The 17,626-nt window shown below is 66.2% G+C and carries 21 protein-coding genes; 7 read left to right on the top strand and 14 right to left on the bottom strand.

The genetic code is table 11. The annotated features are described in order from the left end of the window. Window positions 1–2: 2 nt before the first annotated feature. The 4 genes from AC3WTE_RS15260 to AC3WTE_RS15245 form a co-directional block, all read right to left on the bottom strand. The gene (locus AC3WTE_RS15260) at window positions 3–896 is read right to left on the bottom strand and encodes a hypothetical protein (protein WP_492438693.1); all 894 of its coding nucleotides are present in this window, start codon (window positions 894–896) and stop codon (window positions 3–5) included. An 85-nt stretch (window positions 897–981) separates the two neighbouring features. Continuing rightward, window positions 982–1,824, bottom strand: a complete 843-nt coding sequence (locus tag AC3WTE_RS15255; protein WP_492438691.1) for a phosphoadenosine phosphosulfate reductase family protein — start codon at window positions 1,822–1,824, stop codon at window positions 982–984. Further along, the gene (locus AC3WTE_RS15250; RefSeq protein WP_492438689.1) at window positions 1,821–2,237 is read right to left on the bottom strand and encodes a hypothetical protein; all 417 of its coding nucleotides are present in this window, start codon (window positions 2,235–2,237) and stop codon (window positions 1,821–1,823) included. Before AC3WTE_RS15250 ends, AC3WTE_RS15255 begins: the two co-directional genes overlap by 4 nt. After that, window positions 2,238–3,125 carry a hypothetical protein gene (locus AC3WTE_RS15245; protein ID WP_492438688.1) on the bottom strand — a complete coding sequence of 296 codons (888 nt, stop codon included), beginning with the start codon at window positions 3,123–3,125 and terminating at the stop codon, window positions 2,238–2,240. Window positions 3,126–3,431: 306 nt separating this feature from the next. On the opposite strand from AC3WTE_RS15245, the gene AC3WTE_RS15240 reads away from it, so the two are divergent. The 6 genes from AC3WTE_RS15240 (at window position 3,432) to AC3WTE_RS15215 (ending at window position 7,165) form a co-directional block, all read left to right on the top strand. After that, window positions 3,432–4,082 carry a hypothetical protein gene (locus AC3WTE_RS15240; protein ID WP_492438687.1) on the top strand — a complete coding sequence of 217 codons (651 nt, stop codon included), beginning with the start codon at window positions 3,432–3,434 and terminating at the stop codon, window positions 4,080–4,082. Between the two features lie 43 nt (window positions 4,083–4,125). Beyond that, window positions 4,126–4,560 carry a hypothetical protein gene (locus AC3WTE_RS15235; protein ID WP_492438685.1) on the top strand — a complete coding sequence of 145 codons (435 nt, stop codon included), beginning with the start codon at window positions 4,126–4,128 and terminating at the stop codon, window positions 4,558–4,560. Beyond that, window positions 4,557–5,426, top strand: coding sequence for an RAMP superfamily CRISPR-associated protein (locus tag AC3WTE_RS15230; protein WP_492438684.1), 870 nt, complete (start codon window positions 4,557–4,559; stop codon window positions 5,424–5,426). The genes AC3WTE_RS15235 and AC3WTE_RS15230 overlap by 4 nt, the downstream gene beginning before the upstream one ends. A gap of 9 nt (window positions 5,427–5,435) precedes the next feature. After that, window positions 5,436–6,161 carry a hypothetical protein gene (locus AC3WTE_RS15225; RefSeq protein WP_492438682.1) on the top strand — a complete coding sequence of 242 codons (726 nt, stop codon included), beginning with the start codon at window positions 5,436–5,438 and terminating at the stop codon, window positions 6,159–6,161. Beyond that, complete coding sequence (locus AC3WTE_RS15220; protein WP_492438681.1) at window positions 6,158–6,466, top strand: hypothetical protein; 309 nt, start codon at window positions 6,158–6,160, stop codon at window positions 6,464–6,466. The genes AC3WTE_RS15225 and AC3WTE_RS15220 overlap by 4 nt, the downstream gene beginning before the upstream one ends. A gap of 87 nt (window positions 6,467–6,553) precedes the next feature. Beyond that, window positions 6,554–7,165, top strand: a complete 612-nt coding sequence (locus AC3WTE_RS15215) for a metallophosphoesterase family protein (protein WP_492438679.1) — start codon at window positions 6,554–6,556, stop codon at window positions 7,163–7,165. Between the two features lie 65 nt (window positions 7,166–7,230). Here the strand turns inward: AC3WTE_RS15215 and AC3WTE_RS15210 are convergent, their stop codons facing one another. The 8 genes from AC3WTE_RS15210 to AC3WTE_RS15175 form a co-directional block, all read right to left on the bottom strand. Continuing rightward, complete coding sequence (locus tag AC3WTE_RS15210; RefSeq protein WP_492438677.1) at window positions 7,231–7,803, bottom strand: KwaA family protein; 573 nt, start codon at window positions 7,801–7,803, stop codon at window positions 7,231–7,233. Window positions 7,804–7,830: 27 nt separating this feature from the next. Further along, a complete protein-coding gene (locus AC3WTE_RS15205; RefSeq protein ID WP_492438675.1) occupies window positions 7,831–8,478 on the bottom strand; it encodes a hypothetical protein in 648 nt (215 codons plus the stop codon). Then, entirely contained in the window at window positions 8,475–9,197 is a 723-nt protein-coding gene (locus tag AC3WTE_RS15200) for a helix-turn-helix domain-containing protein (RefSeq protein WP_492438673.1), read from the bottom strand. Before AC3WTE_RS15200 ends, AC3WTE_RS15205 begins: the two co-directional genes overlap by 4 nt. Then, window positions 9,197–12,508, bottom strand: a complete 3,312-nt coding sequence (locus tag AC3WTE_RS15195; RefSeq protein WP_492438671.1) for a DUF8841 domain-containing protein — start codon at window positions 12,506–12,508, stop codon at window positions 9,197–9,199. Before AC3WTE_RS15195 ends, AC3WTE_RS15200 begins: the two co-directional genes overlap by 1 nt. Then, window positions 12,505–13,083 (bottom strand): IS607 family transposase, encoded by a 579-nt coding sequence (locus tag AC3WTE_RS15190; protein ID WP_492438808.1) that lies wholly within the window; start codon window positions 13,081–13,083, stop codon window positions 12,505–12,507. Before AC3WTE_RS15190 ends, AC3WTE_RS15195 begins: the two co-directional genes overlap by 4 nt. 65 nt (window positions 13,084–13,148) lie before the next feature. Then, complete coding sequence (locus tag AC3WTE_RS15185; RefSeq protein WP_492438669.1) at window positions 13,149–13,343, bottom strand: hypothetical protein; 195 nt, start codon at window positions 13,341–13,343, stop codon at window positions 13,149–13,151. After that, complete coding sequence (locus tag AC3WTE_RS15180) at window positions 13,340–14,335, bottom strand: hypothetical protein (protein WP_492438667.1); 996 nt, start codon at window positions 14,333–14,335, stop codon at window positions 13,340–13,342. Before AC3WTE_RS15180 ends, AC3WTE_RS15185 begins: the two co-directional genes overlap by 4 nt. A gap of 65 nt (window positions 14,336–14,400) precedes the next feature. After that, on the bottom strand, window positions 14,401–14,886 hold the full coding sequence (locus AC3WTE_RS15175; protein ID WP_492438666.1) for a hypothetical protein: 486 nt from the start codon (window positions 14,884–14,886) through the stop codon (window positions 14,401–14,403). A 149-nt stretch (window positions 14,887–15,035) separates the two neighbouring features. Here AC3WTE_RS15175 and AC3WTE_RS15170 point away from each other — a divergent pair, with 149 nt between their 5' ends. Continuing rightward, window positions 15,036–15,707: an NYN domain-containing protein gene (locus tag AC3WTE_RS15170; RefSeq protein WP_492438665.1), complete on the top strand. Its 672-nt coding sequence runs from the start codon at window positions 15,036–15,038 to the stop codon at window positions 15,705–15,707. 214 nt (window positions 15,708–15,921) lie between these two features. Here the strand turns inward: AC3WTE_RS15170 and AC3WTE_RS15165 are convergent, their stop codons facing one another. After that, on the bottom strand, window positions 15,922–16,428 hold the full coding sequence (locus tag AC3WTE_RS15165) for a hypothetical protein (protein ID WP_492438664.1): 507 nt from the start codon (window positions 16,426–16,428) through the stop codon (window positions 15,922–15,924). A gap of 61 nt (window positions 16,429–16,489) precedes the next feature. Continuing rightward, a complete protein-coding gene (locus AC3WTE_RS15160) occupies window positions 16,490–17,374 on the bottom strand; it encodes a hypothetical protein (RefSeq protein WP_492438663.1) in 885 nt (294 codons plus the stop codon). Window positions 17,375–17,626 lie beyond the last annotated feature (252 nt).

The following is a 17,626-nucleotide window of genomic DNA, read 5'->3' as shown; positions in this document are numbered from 1 at the left end:
TTCTAGTCGTCGGCGACTGCGATGCGAACCTGCCGGCCGGTGCGGGCCAGTTCACTGGCACGGCGAGCCGCAGCCAGGAACAGCACGCGTCGGGGGTAGGGCGTACCGTCGCGGTGCGTTCGCGCTTGCGGGTAGACCCGCTCGAATTCTTCTTGATCGTCGATCACGTACACCACGCTGGTGTCCCCGATGTTCCCGACCGGCAGCGCAGCGGCCGTGGTCGCGATGAAGTCGTCCATCGCCTGTAGCTCGGCGATCAGCCCCCGGGGAACGCGGTTCGACGCGCCCCCGCCGGCGCCGGAGGGAGCCAGGCGGGCATCGTTTTCCCACCGGTCGTACTTCTTGTCGCGAACCCCGAGCAGCTTGGCCGCCATAGCCTTGCCCAGGCCGACCGCCTGTCTCCGGCAGGCCAACTCGGCGTGGCAGTCGCCGCGGTAGGCATCAACCTGCGCGCCCCGGCGCGTGAGCTCGGCTGCCGCCCGCCCGAGTGCCACATGTTGCAGCGTAAATGGCAGTGGTGCACCGCTTTTGGTACGCGCATCGGGGTACGCTGCGTTGAACTGGTCCTGGTCGCCGATAGCTTGGAGCTCGACGGTCTCACCCTCGGCGAAGCTGCCTGCGTCGGCGATCAGTCGGGCCGTCTCATCGGCGACGAACTGTTCCATCGCGATCGCCGCATTTACCAGCCGGCCGCGCACGGCGATGTCGCCGGCTTCGGCGTCGTAGATCTCTTCGTATACAGCCCTGGTGGCCCGCGCGAATTCTTCGGCCATCAGCCCAATCCCGATACGCCGGGCCATCAAGTCGGACCACAGATAATCCTGGAAATCATCCAGTTGCGGGTCGGGGTCATCGTCACCAATATCGGGCGCAGAACGAATCTGCGAGGTGTTCATGTTCTTCTCCTGCATCGTTGCGAGCCGGCCCGGATGGCCTTGCTCCTACCCTTCTGATCGTACCGCCCGAGGACGACATCGTGGCCTATGTCCATTCCGGGAGTCTCGGAAGGACCTCAGTGGCGATCCGATCGAACAGCAGGGGCCAGCCCTTCATTAGCCAGGCGCAGTGCCCGTTGGACAGCAGGGCCGCATCGATCATCGAATCGACCCGGATCTGGTCCTCGGGCACACCCAGCCGGGCCAACTTCTCGTAGAGCGGGTTGAGCGGGACGCACCGGCCAGCCAGGTACTCGAATACGCGCGGCGGCCGCCAATCCCAGATCGGCCCGTAGGTCACCGTGCCGTCGTTGCGATACACCACACCGCCGTGCGCCGACCGCACCGATTCGCGCGAAAGATCGTCGTGCACACGGGTTTCGACGGCCAACCGGCTCCGATACAGGCGCCGCCGGCCCGCGGATTCTTCGCCGCGCACACCCCACATCGATCCTCGCCCGAATCGGGCGTGCGCGGCCGCGGCGGGCCGGGTGATCATGATGTCGGCCAGGCGGCCGCGCAGTGGGCGGTCCACCGCCTTGTGGTCAAAGCCTCCGCCGGCCGCCAGCATGGTGAGTAGATCGGGCTCGGTGGCGATCGGGTGGAAGTTCAGCCGCCACTGCTGCGCCAAATCCTGCATGTAGTGCACTGTCTCGGGAAACAGCAGCCCTGTGTCGAACAGGACGACGGGAACATGCGGGTCGACCTGGCGGACCATGTCAACGACCGTGGTGCTGTCTTTGCCTCCCGACCACGAAACGAACCCACCGTGCTCGTCGAGGTGTGCGCCGATCCGGTCCAGCAGATGCCGGTAGCGGCCGGGTCCTCGCTGCTCGGCGGCGATCCGCCGCAGCGCCGTCATGTCCAGCCCAGGTGCGTCGGCGTTCATCGCCGGTCGGCGAGTTCGATATCGCTGGCCCCGGGGAACAGTTCGTGCAGGTACCGGCGGACATGACTAACCGCATCCGGGCCGTCGAGGATCGAGGTGGCGGTGGTGGTGCCGTCCCACCACATCCATCGGCCTTTCATCTGAAATCCGAACGGCGGCAGCACATCACCACCATTGCTGTGCTTGGCGGCGAAGGTACGCGCCCCGCAGACCACCAGGCGCCATCGGGAGTCTTCGAAGGTCACTGACCCTGCGGCGTCGCCGAACGCAGCCAGGGCAGGCGGCAAGGCCACACGGGCCCGGCACAGCGCCGGCGGCCGCTCACCAGCGCTCACGCTGCGGTATCGGCCGTTGTCGCCGGTGCCCGGTTCGGTGGCGTAGCGGTTCGGGTGCACGACCCATTGCTCAGCCATTTACGGCTCCTCCTGTAGTTGCACCACCAGCCGGTCCCCATGGCTGCCGCCGGCGGCGTACGTCGCGGCATCGGCCCCCACGGCCCGGGCGCGTATGCCGCGCGGCAACAGGTGGCTGGTGTCCTCGACACTGTCCGAGCGGCCCATGTACATCCCGCGGCTGGTCACCAGCTCCAGGACCACATAGCGGGGATCGTTGTGACCGGGCACCTCATGCAAGTTGTGGTGGCCCACAGTGAATTGATCGAACGACACCACCGCTCCGGGTTGCAGGGTGCTGGGCAGCTCACTGGAGGTGGTGACATCCGGGTGCCGATCGGGCATCCGGATCGACACATAGACCTTGTGTGTCCGGTCGGAGCCGCGTTCGTAGGACTGCACGAGCCGGTCGAGACGCTGCACTGTCTGGCGATCGGCGTCCTCCAGCGCCTGGACGTCGCCGGCATTCTTGTGCAGATGCCAGTTGATCCGCCGCCACTGGCCGGCATCGTCGTCGGTGACCATGGCGCGCAGGGCCTTGCGCTGCGATTCGGGCGCGGAGTTGATTACTTGATTCTTCAGCGCCGAGCGCTGTTTTCGCTGCCGCGACGACATCGTCGGTCGGAATTCGCCCTCCGCTGGCAGCGCTCCGCGCAGGCGCGAGGACTCCACATGACTCACATCGCGCGGCGTCGCCCGGTCCCGGTCGCGGCTCGCGCGGGTCATCGAGGTGTCGGTGTCACGCATCTGATCAGCGATACGATTACTGAGCCGCTGAAATTCCTTGTCGCTCATGGCGTCCGGTGGCACTTCCCTGGCCACCTTGGATCCTCGGGTACCGATCAGCCCGCCTTCGGGGTCGACCACCACCGGTGGCTCATAGTTAGGCCGGTTAGTCTTCGCGCCCACCGCAGCCCACCTCAGTTAGCCACCGGCTCGTTCCCGAGCCATGCTCATCCCCGGAATGGGGGCGCTGACCAGCGCGAACACCATTTGCGGCCGACATAGCGCAAGGGTATCGGCTAGATCTGCCATCCCGAGCTCTCGACGAACTCCGCCGCATATGGCGACGCTCGGAGAGCAGAAAGTGGTCCCCAGAGGATTCCTCCGGGGACCACTTATGTACTACTCCCTGCCCCAGCGGGCGTTTCGTGGCGTCACGATAACCCGAGTGGGGCGCATTGGTCCATCGTTGGCCGTATCGTCACGCTCACCATGCTTTCCGATCCGGCCGCCGCAGCGTGGATCGTCGCTGGACGGCCCTCGATCGCCCAGGCGCCACCGCCGATCGAGGGCCTGTGCGGCCGCTGTGGTGACCGCGGGCCTACTGTCACCACCACCAGAATCTTCAGCGAGAAATTCACCGGGTACGACGCCTGGCCCTACGGCAAGCGCCGGTTATGTGTGCCGTGCGCGTGGGCCTACACCTGCCGCCGACCCACCGCCTCACTGCCGATGCTGATCACCGCCACCACGGTCACCGAGTACCCCGATGGCCGCGGCCTGGCGCCCATCTTGAGTACCGCCGCACTGCCCAGCACCGCCGCGGCCATCCTGCCTGTGCGCAGCCTGCGCAAACACCGCTATCTGCTGCCGACCGCCCAGTGGGGGCACCTGGCGACCGACCGGATCGTGGTGCGCTGGGATAGCACCGCTGCCGAGCGCCTGACCGGCATGGCCTGGTTACGCGACGACGTCGGTGCCACCATGGGCCAGCTGGACCAACCCGCTCCCCCTGCCCAGCTCTTGACGGCCCAGCCCGCCGATACGTGGCCGCACATCCTGTCGGCCTGGACCCAATTGCAGCCGTGGCGGGAAAACCCGACACTGTGGCTGGCCGCGAGGGAGATCACCGACCCCACCTAAGAGGCCCTTCGGGATGTCCGAATGCCGCATTACTGTGCGCGCTATGTCCGAGATCATCCCCGAGTCCCCCTCACGTCAGTGGCAGGAGACTGTCCGGGCGCTGGGGCACCTCGATGGGGCCGAGGACACTGCCGATCGGTTGCTACTGCATTTGCATTACGCCATCGACTGGAAGAAATCTTGGGTCCGGAACTACTTGAAAACCTACTGGGACAGCATCCTTCCCACGCGCGTGCGACTGGCCGCCTATCAGGCCGACAGTCTTCCCGGCTGGTGGTCCTACGCCGCCAACGATCTTGTCGCCACGCCTCAAAGCGAAGCCCGCCGCCTCGAGGTCGCCACACTGCTCAATGTCACCAACGGTCCGGCAGTACTGACCGTGTTCCATGACAATCTCCCCGCGTTGGTCATGCGAACACAAATTTTCGCCGAAGCCGTTCGCAAGCAGCGGAACACACATCGGGAGCAGTCGGCATGAAGCAGCTCTCGCGGATCCGCTGGGACCTGGATATCCGGGCCTTGTCCTCGATCGTGCATTGCGAGGACCGCGGCCACGGCAAGACCGGCATCGCCGCCCTGTTCCGCCGAGAAACCATCGTCAGCCCAGACGGGGAACCCATCAAAGTACCTGTCATTTCCGGGAATTCGTTTCGCGGCATCTTGCGGCGCATCGGCGAGGAACTGACCGCCAACGCCCTGGGATATGAGCAATCGCTGCCGCTGCCGGCGGCGCATCTGCTGGCCAATGGCGGCCGCTTGGCCAAAGCCGCCAGCCAACTCACTGACGAGCGCGAACGCGAACTCAAAGAACTCATACCGCATGTGGCGATCTTCGGCGGCGCGGCCTCAGCCCGGATCATGTCCGGACTCTTGCACGTCGACAAGGTCCTGCCCGTCAGCGCCGAGCTGCTGCATATCCTTCGCCGCCCACCCCAGCACGCACCCAAACTGGCCCGCACCGTCGAGTTCTACTCGCATATGGCCGACCACCGCGTCGATCTTGCGCACCCGCGCCAAAGCGATACCGGCACTGACAACACCGACGGCACAAGCCCGTTGGCTAAATACGGCATCGAGACACTTCCGGCCGGCACCCGCTTACAGGGCACGGTGGAGATCACCTACGCCACGGACCTGCAGGCCGCCTTCATGACCGACGTCATGAAGCACTGGGCCGCCTACGGTCATCTGGGTGGGCGTACCGCAGCGGGGCATGGACGCATCGCCGCCGACATCACCGTCACCGCCGTCAGTGGACAGCTCCCCGGCTCCGATGTCGACTGGGTCCGGCATCTGAGCCGCAAGCGCCGGCCCATCATCAAAGCCCTGCAAGACCTCGCCTGAACCGCCGCTGTGATCCCGCTCATCGTCACCGCGACCACACCCCACGGCATCGCACTAGCGCGTCCCTGGGGGCCACCGCTGGACGCACTGCTGGCCTCGGTCCTGTGGGATCGAACCAAGTGGGCTGCCCGCGCCGCCGGCACCCACATGACCTACCAGCCCGACGCCGAGCCCGAAACACTCGACTTGCCACTAGCCCGCTGCGGCCGCGGCGACACCTGGCACTGGATGGCTACCTGCGCAGCTCTGCACGGCCCCACCGACGATCCCGATATCCGTTGGCGCACAGCAACAACAGACCGCGACCGCATGCACCAACTGACCTGCCCAACAGGCAACGTCATCCAGGAACGCTCCGGCCGCTACCAGCGCCGGCGCATTCCCGTGATGGTGCACTGCGCAACCACCGTCACCTGGCGTGCCGTCGGCGACCCCGACCGGATCTATGCCCTGCTCACTGAACTTTCCGCGATCGGCAAGCACTGCGGCGTCGGTGAGGGCCGCGTCTCGAACTGGTCCGTCGCTGCAGCACCAGAGCTGCCCCGTTGGGATGCCGGCCATCTTCACGAACCCGGCGTCCTGGGCCGGGCAGCACCGCTGCGCTGCCTCAAACATTCCCCAGGGATCGCCACCGGCCCGATCGGCACCACATCCATCAGACCGCCATACCAGAACCGAAGTTCACGGGTCACCGCCGGCACCCCTGCCCCGCTAACCATGAAAACTGAGCCATGAACGCGCGCGATGATCTCCTGCGCCGGGTACGCCGCGGCCAGATGAAGTCCTGGGCCTGGACGGTGACCTTCGACGCAGCACTGATCTGGTGCGCCCTGAGCGCTGCGCAGAACAGCCGTTGGCTGGAGTTCGCGATGATCACCGTCGGCGCCGTCTGCTTCACCGGATTCTGCCTGTGGCTGGATAGGGCAGCCATCCATGTTGATCACTTCGGCCAGCCTCTTACCGGCCGTGACGCTGACCGGCTCGCCCGGTGGCGACTGCGCGTCTATCAGAAACACTGCAGGCCCAAGCGCCCCCGATAAGTACAGCTCGTGAACGATGCGGCGAACCACGGTCAGCGCAGCATGGTGAAACACCCCAACTAACCTTCCAAGCCAGGAGGACTGTCAATGAAGTGGTGGAGCAAGCACGAGCCGACGGCGCCCGCGGCACGCCGCGGTGTTCGCGCACTGGTTATCGCCGATACCCCATTCCATTTCCGTGGCCGCTCCATCGGCGACGTCGTCGCCGACAATGCCCTGGACCTGGTCATTACCGCCGGTGACCTGCACCCCGCGGACATACCTGGCATCGACGAGCTCACCGTGCCCGTCCTCGGGGTGTACGGCAATCACTGCAACGGCCGCTACCTCGACGACCTGGGTATGACCAACCTGCACCTGATGCAGGTCTGCATCGCCGGCATCACCTTCACCGGGTTGCAGGGCTGCGTACGCTACAAGCCCGGCACCCGCGACCTGCTCTACACCCAAGCCGAGTACTCCGACCTCATCGGCCACCTGCCGCCGGCTGATGTCATCGTGACCCACTGCCCGCCGGCAGGAATCAACGATCACCCCGCCGATCCCGCACACCTCGGCATCGAGGCCCTGCGCTACTGGCTGGACGCACATACTCCGCGCGTGCTGATCCACGGACATACCTACCCGAAGTCGCCGGTGTCCGCGTACGGCCCGACCCGGATCGAATACGTGCGCGGCACACGCATCGTCGAGCTGTAAAACCGGCACCACAGCGCGAAACCAACTACAGGAGCATAGTTTTCGCGCTCTCCCACGGCCTTGGTCTATACCGCGGCCTGCTCTTTGCCCGGCTCGACATACACACCCTGGCCGATGTTGATCAGCCTGACCAGGTCCCCCGGCGCCGGGGTACTGCCGCGACGCAGCAGCCCGGTCACCGTCTGCGCGTGCTCTGCCGCGGCGTCAGGGCGGTGCAGCTGCACTTCGTGCGTGTGCAGCCCCAACAGCACCATCAGTGGATTGTTGGTCAAGACCGACCCACTGCGCGCGGCGACCACGCCGATGACCACCAGCGCGGCGATCGCGGCCCAGCGGTCCGGCGGTCGACAGGCCATAGTGATTGTGCAGGGCACGACGTACAGGCCGACGAAGCTGCCCACGGGGCTACGCAGCCGCACCTGGTCTATCTCCCACAGGTTGGAGCTGCGCTCAGCCACCGCGCGGCGAAAGAACCACACGGACACCGCGGCCCCGGCCGCGGCAAGCATCACGATCGACACGTTGACCCACAGCTGTGGCCATACCTGCCGGATCGCCAGGATCAGCAGCGCCGGCCAGAGCGTACCGACCGTCAGCGCCGTCATGATCAGCGGCGACGGACCGAATTCACCTCTCACGACCCCCTCCTCATCGTTTGCCTGTTGTCAGTTCAGTTTTCGCGCCAGGGCGGCCAGGTCAACCTCCGGGGCGTCCTGCATCCACACCTGGGTGCGTCCGATCGCCAGCTGCTCAGCGAGCGGATGTACCCGCCAATTCCATTGCCGCGCCATGATCAGGTGCGCCAGGAGCTGGCCGTCGAACCGTGTCGGCACGACAATGGAGTCGACAATGGTTGCCCTGCGCCGTAATTCGGCCAGAGACCGCGGTGTTGCTTTGGTGACGACGACCTGGTGCCAGGGCTTGCCGTTGATCGCGACGATCAGCACGGTGTGTTCGTTGAGCCATCCTTGTTTGTGCCAGGCCGGCAGGATGCCCCGGTCCTCGCGCACAGAGGCGCGGGCGGTCACTGCGTAGTCGTATTGCTGACGGTTGGCCTGCTCGACGAGGTCGGGTCCGCGTTGCAGCTGGGCGATCCGCTCCGCGGGCGCGGGGCTCAGGCGCCGCGCTTCACGCTGGCCGCCGCTGATCCAGCGCCGCACGGTGGATTCGGTGACGCCGGCGTAGTCGGCTACCGAGGCCACGTCGACGCCGCCGCGCTCTGCGGGCCCGTAGCAGTCCAGCAGCATGTCGGTCAGGCGTTTGCGGCTCCAGCGCGGGCCCGGGGCCGGTTCGATCGGGTCAGGTGCGGTCATTGCGGATCTCCGAATCCGAAGTCGTCGATCGAGATGAATCCCCAGTCGGGCACGTAACGGTCCATGATGTCGCACATCCATTCGTGCAGGGCGTCTGCGCCACCTTCCTCGTAGGCAGCCAGCATCGCTTCGACGTCTTCGGGGTCGACGGGCTGGGCGGCGTCACGCGTGCGGGTGTATTTGTCGCTGTCGCGGCCCCCGACGCCCTGGTTGCCTTTGACCCAAATTCTGCTGGCACCCGCTAATGCCTTCTGGCCCTGGGCACTTGCCCGAAAATCGGCGGTGGCGGCCCGGCGACCGGCTTTAGTGCTGGCCGCCTGGCGAGAAGCGGTCTGCAGGGCTTTGAGGTGCTCCGGTGAGGGCGATCGGCTGCCGGATATCCACCGCCGGATCGTGCTTGCCGAGACACCGAGAGACTTAGCCGCTGCTTTCGTGTTCACTGCACCGCCGCGGGGACCGCGCCCGTAGGCCGCTTGCAGCATCGCCTCGGGGTCGGTCCCCTTGCCCGAGATGTCGCTGTCTTTGCGGCCGGAGATCGCCCGGTAGAGGTTCTGGCGGTGTTGGGCTTCGGCGGTGCGGACCTGTTCGGCGACATGGGATTTCGACACGTCCTGCCCGCGCAGCGCGAGCGCGTGCACGACGCGGTCTTCCCTCACCGAGTGGGAGGGCACCGATCCCCATTTACCCAGGGCATCGGCGGTGAGTACGGGTTTAGCCATCACTGCTCCCCTTCGGATTCGGCGCCGGCGCTCAGCGTGGGCAGGAGCATCGCCCACTCGTCGGGTTCGATGAGGTCCGCGACGCCCTTGTAGGCCCCACCGTTGAGGTACTGCAGGTGATCAGCCAGCAGCGCTGACCCCTCGTGCTTGTATTGGCCGAATCCGCGGCCCCACTTGGTGGGCTCACCAGGCCAGGCCGCCACCGGGTCGGGATTGTTGGAGACGTACAGGACCATGTCCGTTTTGGCGGCAACAGGCCACCGTCCGGTGGTCGTACCGATCTTGACGAACAACCGCATGATGTTGGCGCTGGCTTTGCCGACGATCATCAACCGCTTCATCGGGTCATAGCCCGCCCGGCCCTTGATTTTCGGCGACCCCATCATTCCGATTCCCAGATTGCGGATCATTTTCACCTGGCCGCGCGCGGCCTTGCAGTCGGGATCGTCGGTGTCCAGCACCAGGGTGGCGTGGCGGATGCGCTGGTACCACTGTTCGAGTACACGCCCATGTTGTGGCCAAATCTTGGCCTGCACCACGGTGGGCTCATAGCCCAGCTCCAGGGCTACCTCCAGCCGTGCCGAGCTCACCCACTTCGCCGAGGTGAATTTCAGGCCCCGGGGGTTGAGCACATGCGGCAGCAGCCACTCCTGCTGATCCGGGACCTCAACTTCGAACACGCCGGGCTTTTTCGCCCAGAGCTTGAGCGATTCGGCATCACCGAGCACCGAGCCGTCCGGGTAGTCCTCGGGCTCGCCGATCGGCAACTCCGTACCAGGGATCGCCGCGGGATAGGAACCGCCCCGGTCGTAGGCGTGCACATACAAGCATTCGGCCTCGTCGGCGGTGGGTGTGCGCGTCCAGTCGTAGTCCGATTCGGCGTCATTGATGGTGTACGGCGCCTCGTAGTTCGATGGCGCCAGCGGGCCCTCAATCCAGTCGTCCTTCCCGGTGCCCTTGGGGCGGGCCTCGACCATCAGGTCGAGCGCGGTGACCCCCGGGGTCATCTTGAGCGGGTATTGCAGTGCATCGGCGAGCAGTTGGAGTCGCCTGGCGAGCTGCGCGGGGTCGGGATTGCCGACCAGGATCGGAAATGGTTTCAGGGCGCTTTCGGGATCGTCGGCAACGCCCATGCCGGGGGTCAGGACTACCCAGACGCCTTTGCGTTCCCCTTTGGCATTGGGCTTGTACACGCGCGTCCAGATGCCCAGCCGAGGCGCCTGCTGCTCGGCGCCGCGGCCCCCGCCGCCCAGGCGCCATCCCTGGGCTACGGCATCGGTGACGAAGTCCAGTTCGGCGGTGCTCTCGCGCAGCAGCGTGTCGCGGTCGCTGGGGTTGACCGCTATCAACGCATCGATGTTGAAACCGGCGGCGCGGCAGAATGATTCGGTGAGCCAAATCTGGCCCGGCTCGCCATAGTTTTCGGTGAACTTGTAGCCCAGGCTGTGAGCATAAGCCAGCTCAGCGACGTCTCCGACGTGGTTGATCGGATCGTCCAATGTGATGCGGGTGCCGTCGGGCAGCCACAGTCCGTCGGTGTCCAGGATCGCCGCGGCAATCCCGCCCACGACGGCTTTCTTCCCGCCGCCTTTGCCCTTGTTCGCGCGCGGGCCGCTGGCGGTCTTGCCCGGTACCGGGGCCGAGGCTTCGCCCCGTGTGTCATTCGCCTGTTCGGGGTTCTGGCCTACTGCTGGTGCGGTGGGGGCGGCGTCCTGCGGTGATGTGGACGTGCTCGGGTCCGCGGCCGGCGGCGGTTCGGGGTCGGCTTCACGTTCCAGACTCAGCGGCGACAGCAGTGCGTCGAGCAGCTCGTCGGTGGTCTCGGCGAGCAGGACCGGCAGGATCATCTTCTCGGTCACCGCCACCTGGGCCGTGGTGACCGTGCGGCCCAGGTTGGTGGTGTGCGTTTCGGTCAAATCGATTGCGAAAACAGCTGTTTCATTGTCGCTTGCGGATGGATCGGCGGGAAGCACGTACAGCATGGCGGGGCCGTGGACGTGCGCCGGCCACACCCGGTATTCGCGGGAAATTCGCGTGGCGAACCGGCGCCCCCGCAGCCGGATGTGCGCGGCGATCGCCACCAGCCAGGCTGGTTGGTAGTGGTGGCGCAGGTGCTCTGGCTCCCACACCTGCGGGTCAGCCAGTGCGGTGATGTAGTCGGCCGCGACCGCTTCCACTAGCGCCAGCATCGCCTCATCGCCGGCGAACGCGTCGCGCGCTTTGCGTAACCGTTTGGCCCACGCATCCAGGAACCGGTTTTGCTTCGGCCACACGACCGCGGCCGCCACATCGAGCTTCTCGATATCCAGGCCGGCACCGCCGTCGCGTACCGGTTTGGCCAGGCCACTGAGATCCTCGGTACTCAGCCACACCTGTTCCGGGTCGCTCGCCCCGGTTATCGAGGGGTGCGGCGGCGGCAGCATCGCGGGCAAGCCGAGCGCAGCCGGGTCGCCGATGGTGACCAGCCACAGCCCAAATGGCCGCTTATCCGCGCGAACTTGCGCGGCCGCGGCGGCGCCTTCCAGCACGGCCGGGGTGCCGAGTCCGAGGGAGACCATGCCCGCCGATGCCAGGTGCGGGCATTCCTGCTGGACCCAGGCCAGGTGCTCGACGTGATCGAACTGCGCCTCCACGAGCTCCCGCGGCGCGGTCCAGGCGGGCTGTATCCGCGTGTCGGGCTGCACATTTCGAGGAAGGAGGCCCGGTTCGCTGACCACCGCGGCGCCCGTGGCGCGCTGGGTGCGCGCTCCTATGATGTCGTCGAGGACTGCCGCACCGGTGGTGGCGGTACTCGATTCGGGAAGCATGCCGAACACCTCGACCCAGCGACCGAGTCGGCGGCCGAGTTCGCCGGCATCGTCGCGCACGGTCGACGAACCGGCGGCCAGCCAGGGGTGCGGGTCTAGCACGATCTCGATCTCGACACGGCTGCGGTTCTCGCTGCGGGCGAGGATGAATCTTCCCGTGCTGCCTCCGCGCAACTCCCATCCTGCGGCGACCAGCTCGGCCAGCCCCTTGCCGACGATCGCGGGCAGATCCTCGGCGGCCACACCGTCGTTGTCGCCCGGACCCGCGAGCAGCCAGCACGCGTCCCCGACCACCCAGAGGCGGGCGGGGGCCGCAGGCCCGTCCCCGACAGGCGGGAACGCCTCCAGCAGATGCCGGCCGGGTTTGGCCGCCCACTCGATGAACGCGCCAATTTTCTCGGTGGACGGGATTGCGCCCGCGGTGACACGGCTCCCGGACGGCGTGAATGTCCCTGAGGCCGCAGCGATCACGACATGGCGGTCAAGCCCGTCTGCTGCGGTCATGACGGTCCTCCCATACCGGCCGCGGCCTGAATCATGCGGCGGGCCCGGGCCGCGGCCGAACGTTTCCCGTATCGCTGGGCGCACAACACCGTCAGCACTTCGGCCAGGTCCTGCTCGGGATCGGCGTTCGGCTGGTCATCGACGGCGATCAGCCGCCGCCCTTGAGCGGTCAGCGCGGCTTCGATATAGCCGGCGCCGAACCGCGCGAAGCGATCCCGGTGTTCAACGACAATCGTGGACACGTCCGAGTCGCCAAGCAGCGCTTGGAATTTGCGACGTCCCTCGCTAGCAGCCGGGCCGACCTCGGTGACGACGCGATCGACATGCATGCCGTTGCCGGTGGCCCATTGCGTCACCCTGGCCACTTGTTCGTCGAGACCGGATTTCTCTGCTGCCGTAGCGACCTGCGCGTACACCACCGTCAGCCCGGGGTCGCGTTCACCCTGGGAATCTTCGACGAAGATCAGGCCACCAATTTTGCGTGCGGGTACCGGCATCGCTCCGGCGCGATACCAGCGGTAGGCGGTCACCAGAGCGATCCCTTGCGATTCAGCCCACTCCGAGAGCCTGACCATCTTCATGGTGATCACAATAGATCACAAACGATCAGGATTGATCGGAATAGTCGCCTGAAATATCTTCACACCTTGGACGGTATCCCCACCAGCTGACATCCGGTCGTGATGGTCACTCCGCGATTCACAAGGGCCTTGGCCAGAGCTGCGGCTCCGAGCTCGTGGCTGCCGTCAACCTCGCGGATCACCGCCGCCACTGTCCCGACAACCTCGGCATCGTGGTCGTGGCGAACCGCGTAGCACGGTTCCGGTCGGTTCACGACGGCGTGGCCGGCGGCGGCAAGGCCCGGATCCGCTGTTCCAGCGCGGGCACCCGCGCCAGATGGTCCCAGGAGACCGATACCGTCGAGGTGGCCAGCAAGCCTATTTGATAATTGATTTTGACAATCAGGTTCTGCCACATGGATTCTGGGGTGGCAGGGTCTGCGAGTTGGCCGGTCAATGCGTGCAGGCGTTTGAGCGCTGCCCGCTCTGCCGGGCTACGGTCGCATAGCCCGACAGCTTCAGCGTGATCGTTGGCCTCACCCCATGCCAGCAGCGCTGCTTCCGCGGCGTGCTCGGCAGCATCGATATCCACCGCGCTGGCGCCGACACCGAGTGCATCAGAGTGGTTGCGCAGCTCGAATAACGCTTCCTGGTACGCCGCGGTCGGTGCTGCCGTCGCGTCCCGAAGCACCGGCTTGGTGAGGTAATACGCCTCCAAATCAGTGGTGTAGGAAAGCCATTCGGCATCCAGTTGAGCGACCACGGCCCGCACCGCGGTGATGCGTTCGGTGCGGCGTTGTCGAGCGGCGGCCAGGCTGTCGTCTGCGTGGGCTTCTTCCGGGTCAGCGGTCGTGCGGGGGATGACACCCGGCAACGTCGTGCCGGCCACCGCGGTGGAGCGACGGTTCGACGCCGGATACTGGCGCCGGCGGATCGCCGATGAGGCGCTCCGTACACCGGTGCGCAGCGTTAGGACAGTCACCTCGAGCATGAAAAGGTCCGCCGGGCTGGGCGGTGCTCCACCGGCGACGGTTAGGGCCTCACCGAGTGCATCGCGGGGCGCGGTCATAACCACCCGAAAGAATTGCCCCGTCGTGAGGTTCATCGGGATGGCGGGATCGCCAGGCGGGATCAGACCAACCAGGGCCGCTATTCCAGCACAGAGTATGTACAACAGGCAGACATAGTGCGCGAGGGTGAGCACGGCCCATGCCGCGGTCAGCGGGAGCTGGGCCAGGATGTAGGAGTCTAACGGCGCCCCAGGCACAGGGCGCCTAATGACCGGATGTGCGGCACCCCGCTGACCCCGGCGCGGCAGGGGCCGTTCGATCCTCATGCGCCCGGGCCGCCCATGGGTGGAATCCGGTCCAGCGGGCCCAACACAGACAATGCCCTCAAGTCACCGCGACCGAATTTGACGATTCCGCCCCGCAGCTCAGGGAGCGTTAATCCGTTGTAGTCCAGCATCTCCTGCACGAGTCCGCCGGTGTACGTGCCGTTGGCCAGCTCGGTGAAAACCCGTTGCAGACGCTCATTGTCGCGACGCCGCGAATCCTGTTCGAACCGGTACGCCTGCCGAACCATCCAGGCGACAATGAGCGCCGCCACGACCGCGGAGACATAGCGCCAGCATCCCGTGTTCAGCAGCACCCCACCGCAGGCGACAATGACCGCGCCGATCACGCCCAGCACCATCTGAATCCGCTCACGCCGCCGCGCTGCGGGCATGTTCCGGTAATCCTCTACCGACAGCCGCCCGATCCACATCCCCAGCGCGAAAACCGCCGCTCCGACGCCGATCAGGATGTATCCGGTCATCCGCCCCAAGCCCTCCCTGTGCTGATTGTGCCTCTGCCCCGACGCTAACCGCCCGGGCTGACATCCCGGCTTTCCTCGCTCCACAGGACACGTAGCGCCCCGGGATGTCACACCTGTGGCCGATACTCCGGACAAGGGAGGTATCCGCCGTGAGCGCAGCGCGAACAGCAGTGATCATCGACTACCAGAACATGCATTTGACCGGCCATGATTCGTTCTGCCGGCCAGATCGGCCCTTGCACCTGTGCCGGATCGACCCGGGACTGTTCGCACGCCGCGTGCTTGCCACCCGCGCTGCAGCGGGCCGCTGCAGCGCAGAGCTCGTCGACGTCCAGGTCTTCCGCGGGCTGCCCGAACCGGAGTATGACTTGCCCGGCTACCAGCGCAACATGGCTCAGCAGGAGCACTGGCAGGCCGACCCGCTCGTGCATGTCACCCATCGCCCGTTGCGCTACCGGGTCATTCGTGAGTGCTACAGCACCGGCCCGGGCTCCGACGCGCCGGCCACCGAGGTCGAGGCGCGCGAGAAAGGTATCGACGTCCTGGCCGCGCTCGCGGTGGTGACCGCCGCCAGCCGCGACGATATCGACCTGGTCATCGTCGCGACTCACGACGGCGACCTTGAGCCTGCTGTTATCGCGGTCCAGGAAGGTGGTCACGCCAAGATTGAAGCCGTCCAGTGGTACGGGGGCCACACCTCGCACGGGCGGCTCCACGGCGCCGGCCGGCTGTGGTGCACGCGGCTCAACGTCGAGGACTTCGCCGACTGCCGTGACGGCCGCGACTACTCCTGCAGCGACCATCTCCGCAACAGCGCGTAACTACTACCAATCAGCGGTTACCGCATGAGCTGCATCTGCCAACCACGCATCCGGGATAAGCATTGCCCTGTGCACGGCCGTCGCGCGATGCGCGAGCACTACTACGTGCAGGACATCACCGACGAGTACGTGTGCGCAGAGTGCGGCGAGAACCCTTGTCCGATACTTGAACCGAAATTTGCCGCTGGGGCCACCCCCTGAGCCTGGCCGCCCCTCAACGTCGTCCCGGGCTCGGCCCATCGGTGGAGTCGTCCACGACGCTCGTTAGAAGTCTCTGAGCAGCAGATGCCAGGTCGGTGGCCGTGACGGCCTCCAGCGGGTTGGGCTCGGCGACGCCGGTCCATTCACCCCGGTACCGGCGCAGCAAGCCGGTGCGGACCAGAATTCCGGATCCGTCCTTGGAGCGGTGTAAAGACTCGGTTCGGGCGATCTGATCGATCCGTTGGCGTGCATCGTGCACGTTGTCATGTGCCTGGAGGTAACGGTCGGTGTGGTTGTGCACGCGCACCCAGGACGCCGATCCCCACTGGACTCGCGTCGGCAGAAATTCATCAAGAGCGGCACACACCATCGCGGCGAGTCGCTGCGACTCTGCGCCGCGGTACCCTGCGGCTTCGACCGTCTCCTCGATTCGCCTGCGGATGAACGGCCTTAGCTGTGGATCGGCACCCCGCTCGGAGTGTTCCGCAGCGTCGGTCGGCGACGTATCAAAGTCAGGCATCTGCGACTCCATACTCGAAAAACACCGATTGATGAATCATTGCTCTCGCCAAGGTGTTTCATCACCGCGCGTCTTCGCGCGGCGAGGGCTGACGGTGTGGGACCAGCGCCGTTGACTCTGCTCTGATCGAGTCCGATAGGGCACCGAACGCAGCGGTGATGTGGGCGATCATCAGGGCCACTTCCGCGTCGTCGATGTCGGTGGGGCCTGACCCTGGCTCCTGGAGCAGCAGTTGCGCTCCCCGGCGCTGGGCGCCGGGATGGCGATGCTCGGTGGCCTCGATGCGATCCAGGAGGTCATCGATCGCATCGAGCTCGCGACTGTACGCGCAGAGCTGTTCGACAGCCCCGACTACCGCGTCCCAGTCCCCCAGCCGGCGACGACCCCTACTGCCGGCAGTGCAGGCGTGCTGACGCCACATGCGGTGGGCGCGCAATCGGATGTTGTTCACTGTCGCGGCCAGGTCAAAGCCGGCGTCATAGCGATCGCACAGCCGCCGCTGCCAGGCTTGCGAACCTCGGATGCGGCCGGCCATGAATTCGGCGATGCCGACCGCGTACGCCTCGGGCCACACGCGAGCGGCACTGCCTACACCGCTGTGGGGACTGACGGTGTGCCACTCGGCGAGTAGCTGCTGGCCATTGGCGTAGGCCTGCAAGTCAGCTGTCACGGCCGGCCAATTGGGGCGGGCGGCGGCCAGCTCCGCCCGGTATGCGCTCGATGTCAACAGCGAGCGCAGGCGCCCTGCAAGTGATGCGGTGCTACCGGGGCCGCGGCCGGCGGCCTGATCATCGGCGTAGCGGGCCGCGGCATCCTCCGACAGCGCCGTCACGTCGACGATCTGTGCCGGCGTCGACGACGCCAGACTGATTGAGGCTGTCGTGACCGGGCACAGTTGCGCCAACCTGTCCCACCGATCGTCACAACCTTCATCACTGTCTGCCATGACCCACACGCTAGAGGTCTGTTCGGACATCCCGAAGCGATCCCGGCATCATTGCCTCACTTTCCGTGTCCAAATCGTCGGGCGCAGCGGGTATTTCGCCGACCGCGCCTGAGATGCCCTCGCTGAACTCATCCGTGTTGTCGACAGGGGTGTAGGTGCCCCCAGCATCGCGCACAACGCTTTTCGACAGGCACCATCGCGACGATGGTTGTCGTGCACCTGCCGCTGACGAACAGCGCGCAACATTTTGGT

The sequence above is a fragment of the Mycobacterium sp. FW102-FHT13B02 genome, from assembly GCF_058790275.1.
This window is presented reverse-complemented; position numbering and strand designations above follow the sequence as displayed.

Bases quoted from the DNA above. Each gene is read 5' to 3' on its own strand.
- AC3WTE_RS15260 (WP_492438693.1), bottom strand. From the start codon at position 896: ATGAACACCTCGCAGATTCGTTCTGCGCCCGATATTGGTGACGATGAC.
- AC3WTE_RS15255 (WP_492438691.1), bottom strand. From the start codon at position 1,824: ATGAACGCCGACGCACCTGGGCTGGACATGACGGCGCTGCGGCGGATC.
- AC3WTE_RS15250 (WP_492438689.1), bottom strand. From the start codon at position 2,237: ATGGCTGAGCAATGGGTCGTGCACCCGAACCGCTACGCCACCGAACCG.
- AC3WTE_RS15240 (WP_492438687.1), top strand. From the start codon at position 3,432: ATGCTTTCCGATCCGGCCGCCGCAGCGTGGATCGTCGCTGGACGGCCC.
- AC3WTE_RS15235 (WP_492438685.1), top strand. From the start codon at position 4,126: ATGTCCGAGATCATCCCCGAGTCCCCCTCACGTCAGTGGCAGGAGACT.
- AC3WTE_RS15230 (WP_492438684.1), top strand. From the start codon at position 4,557: ATGAAGCAGCTCTCGCGGATCCGCTGGGACCTGGATATCCGGGCCTTG.
- AC3WTE_RS15220 (WP_492438681.1), top strand. From the start codon at position 6,158: ATGAACGCGCGCGATGATCTCCTGCGCCGGGTACGCCGCGGCCAGATG.
- AC3WTE_RS15215 (WP_492438679.1), top strand. From the start codon at position 6,554: ATGAAGTGGTGGAGCAAGCACGAGCCGACGGCGCCCGCGGCACGCCGC.
- AC3WTE_RS15205 (WP_492438675.1), bottom strand. From the start codon at position 8,478: ATGACCGCACCTGACCCGATCGAACCGGCCCCGGGCCCGCGCTGGAGC.
- AC3WTE_RS15200 (WP_492438673.1), bottom strand. From the start codon at position 9,197: ATGGCTAAACCCGTACTCACCGCCGATGCCCTGGGTAAATGGGGATCG.
- AC3WTE_RS15195 (WP_492438671.1), bottom strand. From the start codon at position 12,508: ATGACCGCAGCAGACGGGCTTGACCGCCATGTCGTGATCGCTGCGGCC.
- AC3WTE_RS15190 (WP_492438808.1), bottom strand. From the start codon at position 13,083: ATGGTCAGGCTCTCGGAGTGGGCTGAATCGCAAGGGATCGCTCTGGTG.
- AC3WTE_RS15175 (WP_492438666.1), bottom strand. From the start codon at position 14,886: ATGACCGGATACATCCTGATCGGCGTCGGAGCGGCGGTTTTCGCGCTG.
- AC3WTE_RS15165 (WP_492438664.1), bottom strand. From the start codon at position 16,428: ATGCCTGACTTTGATACGTCGCCGACCGACGCTGCGGAACACTCCGAG.
- AC3WTE_RS15160 (WP_492438663.1), bottom strand. From the start codon at position 17,374: ATGGCAGACAGTGATGAAGGTTGTGACGATCGGTGGGACAGGTTGGCG.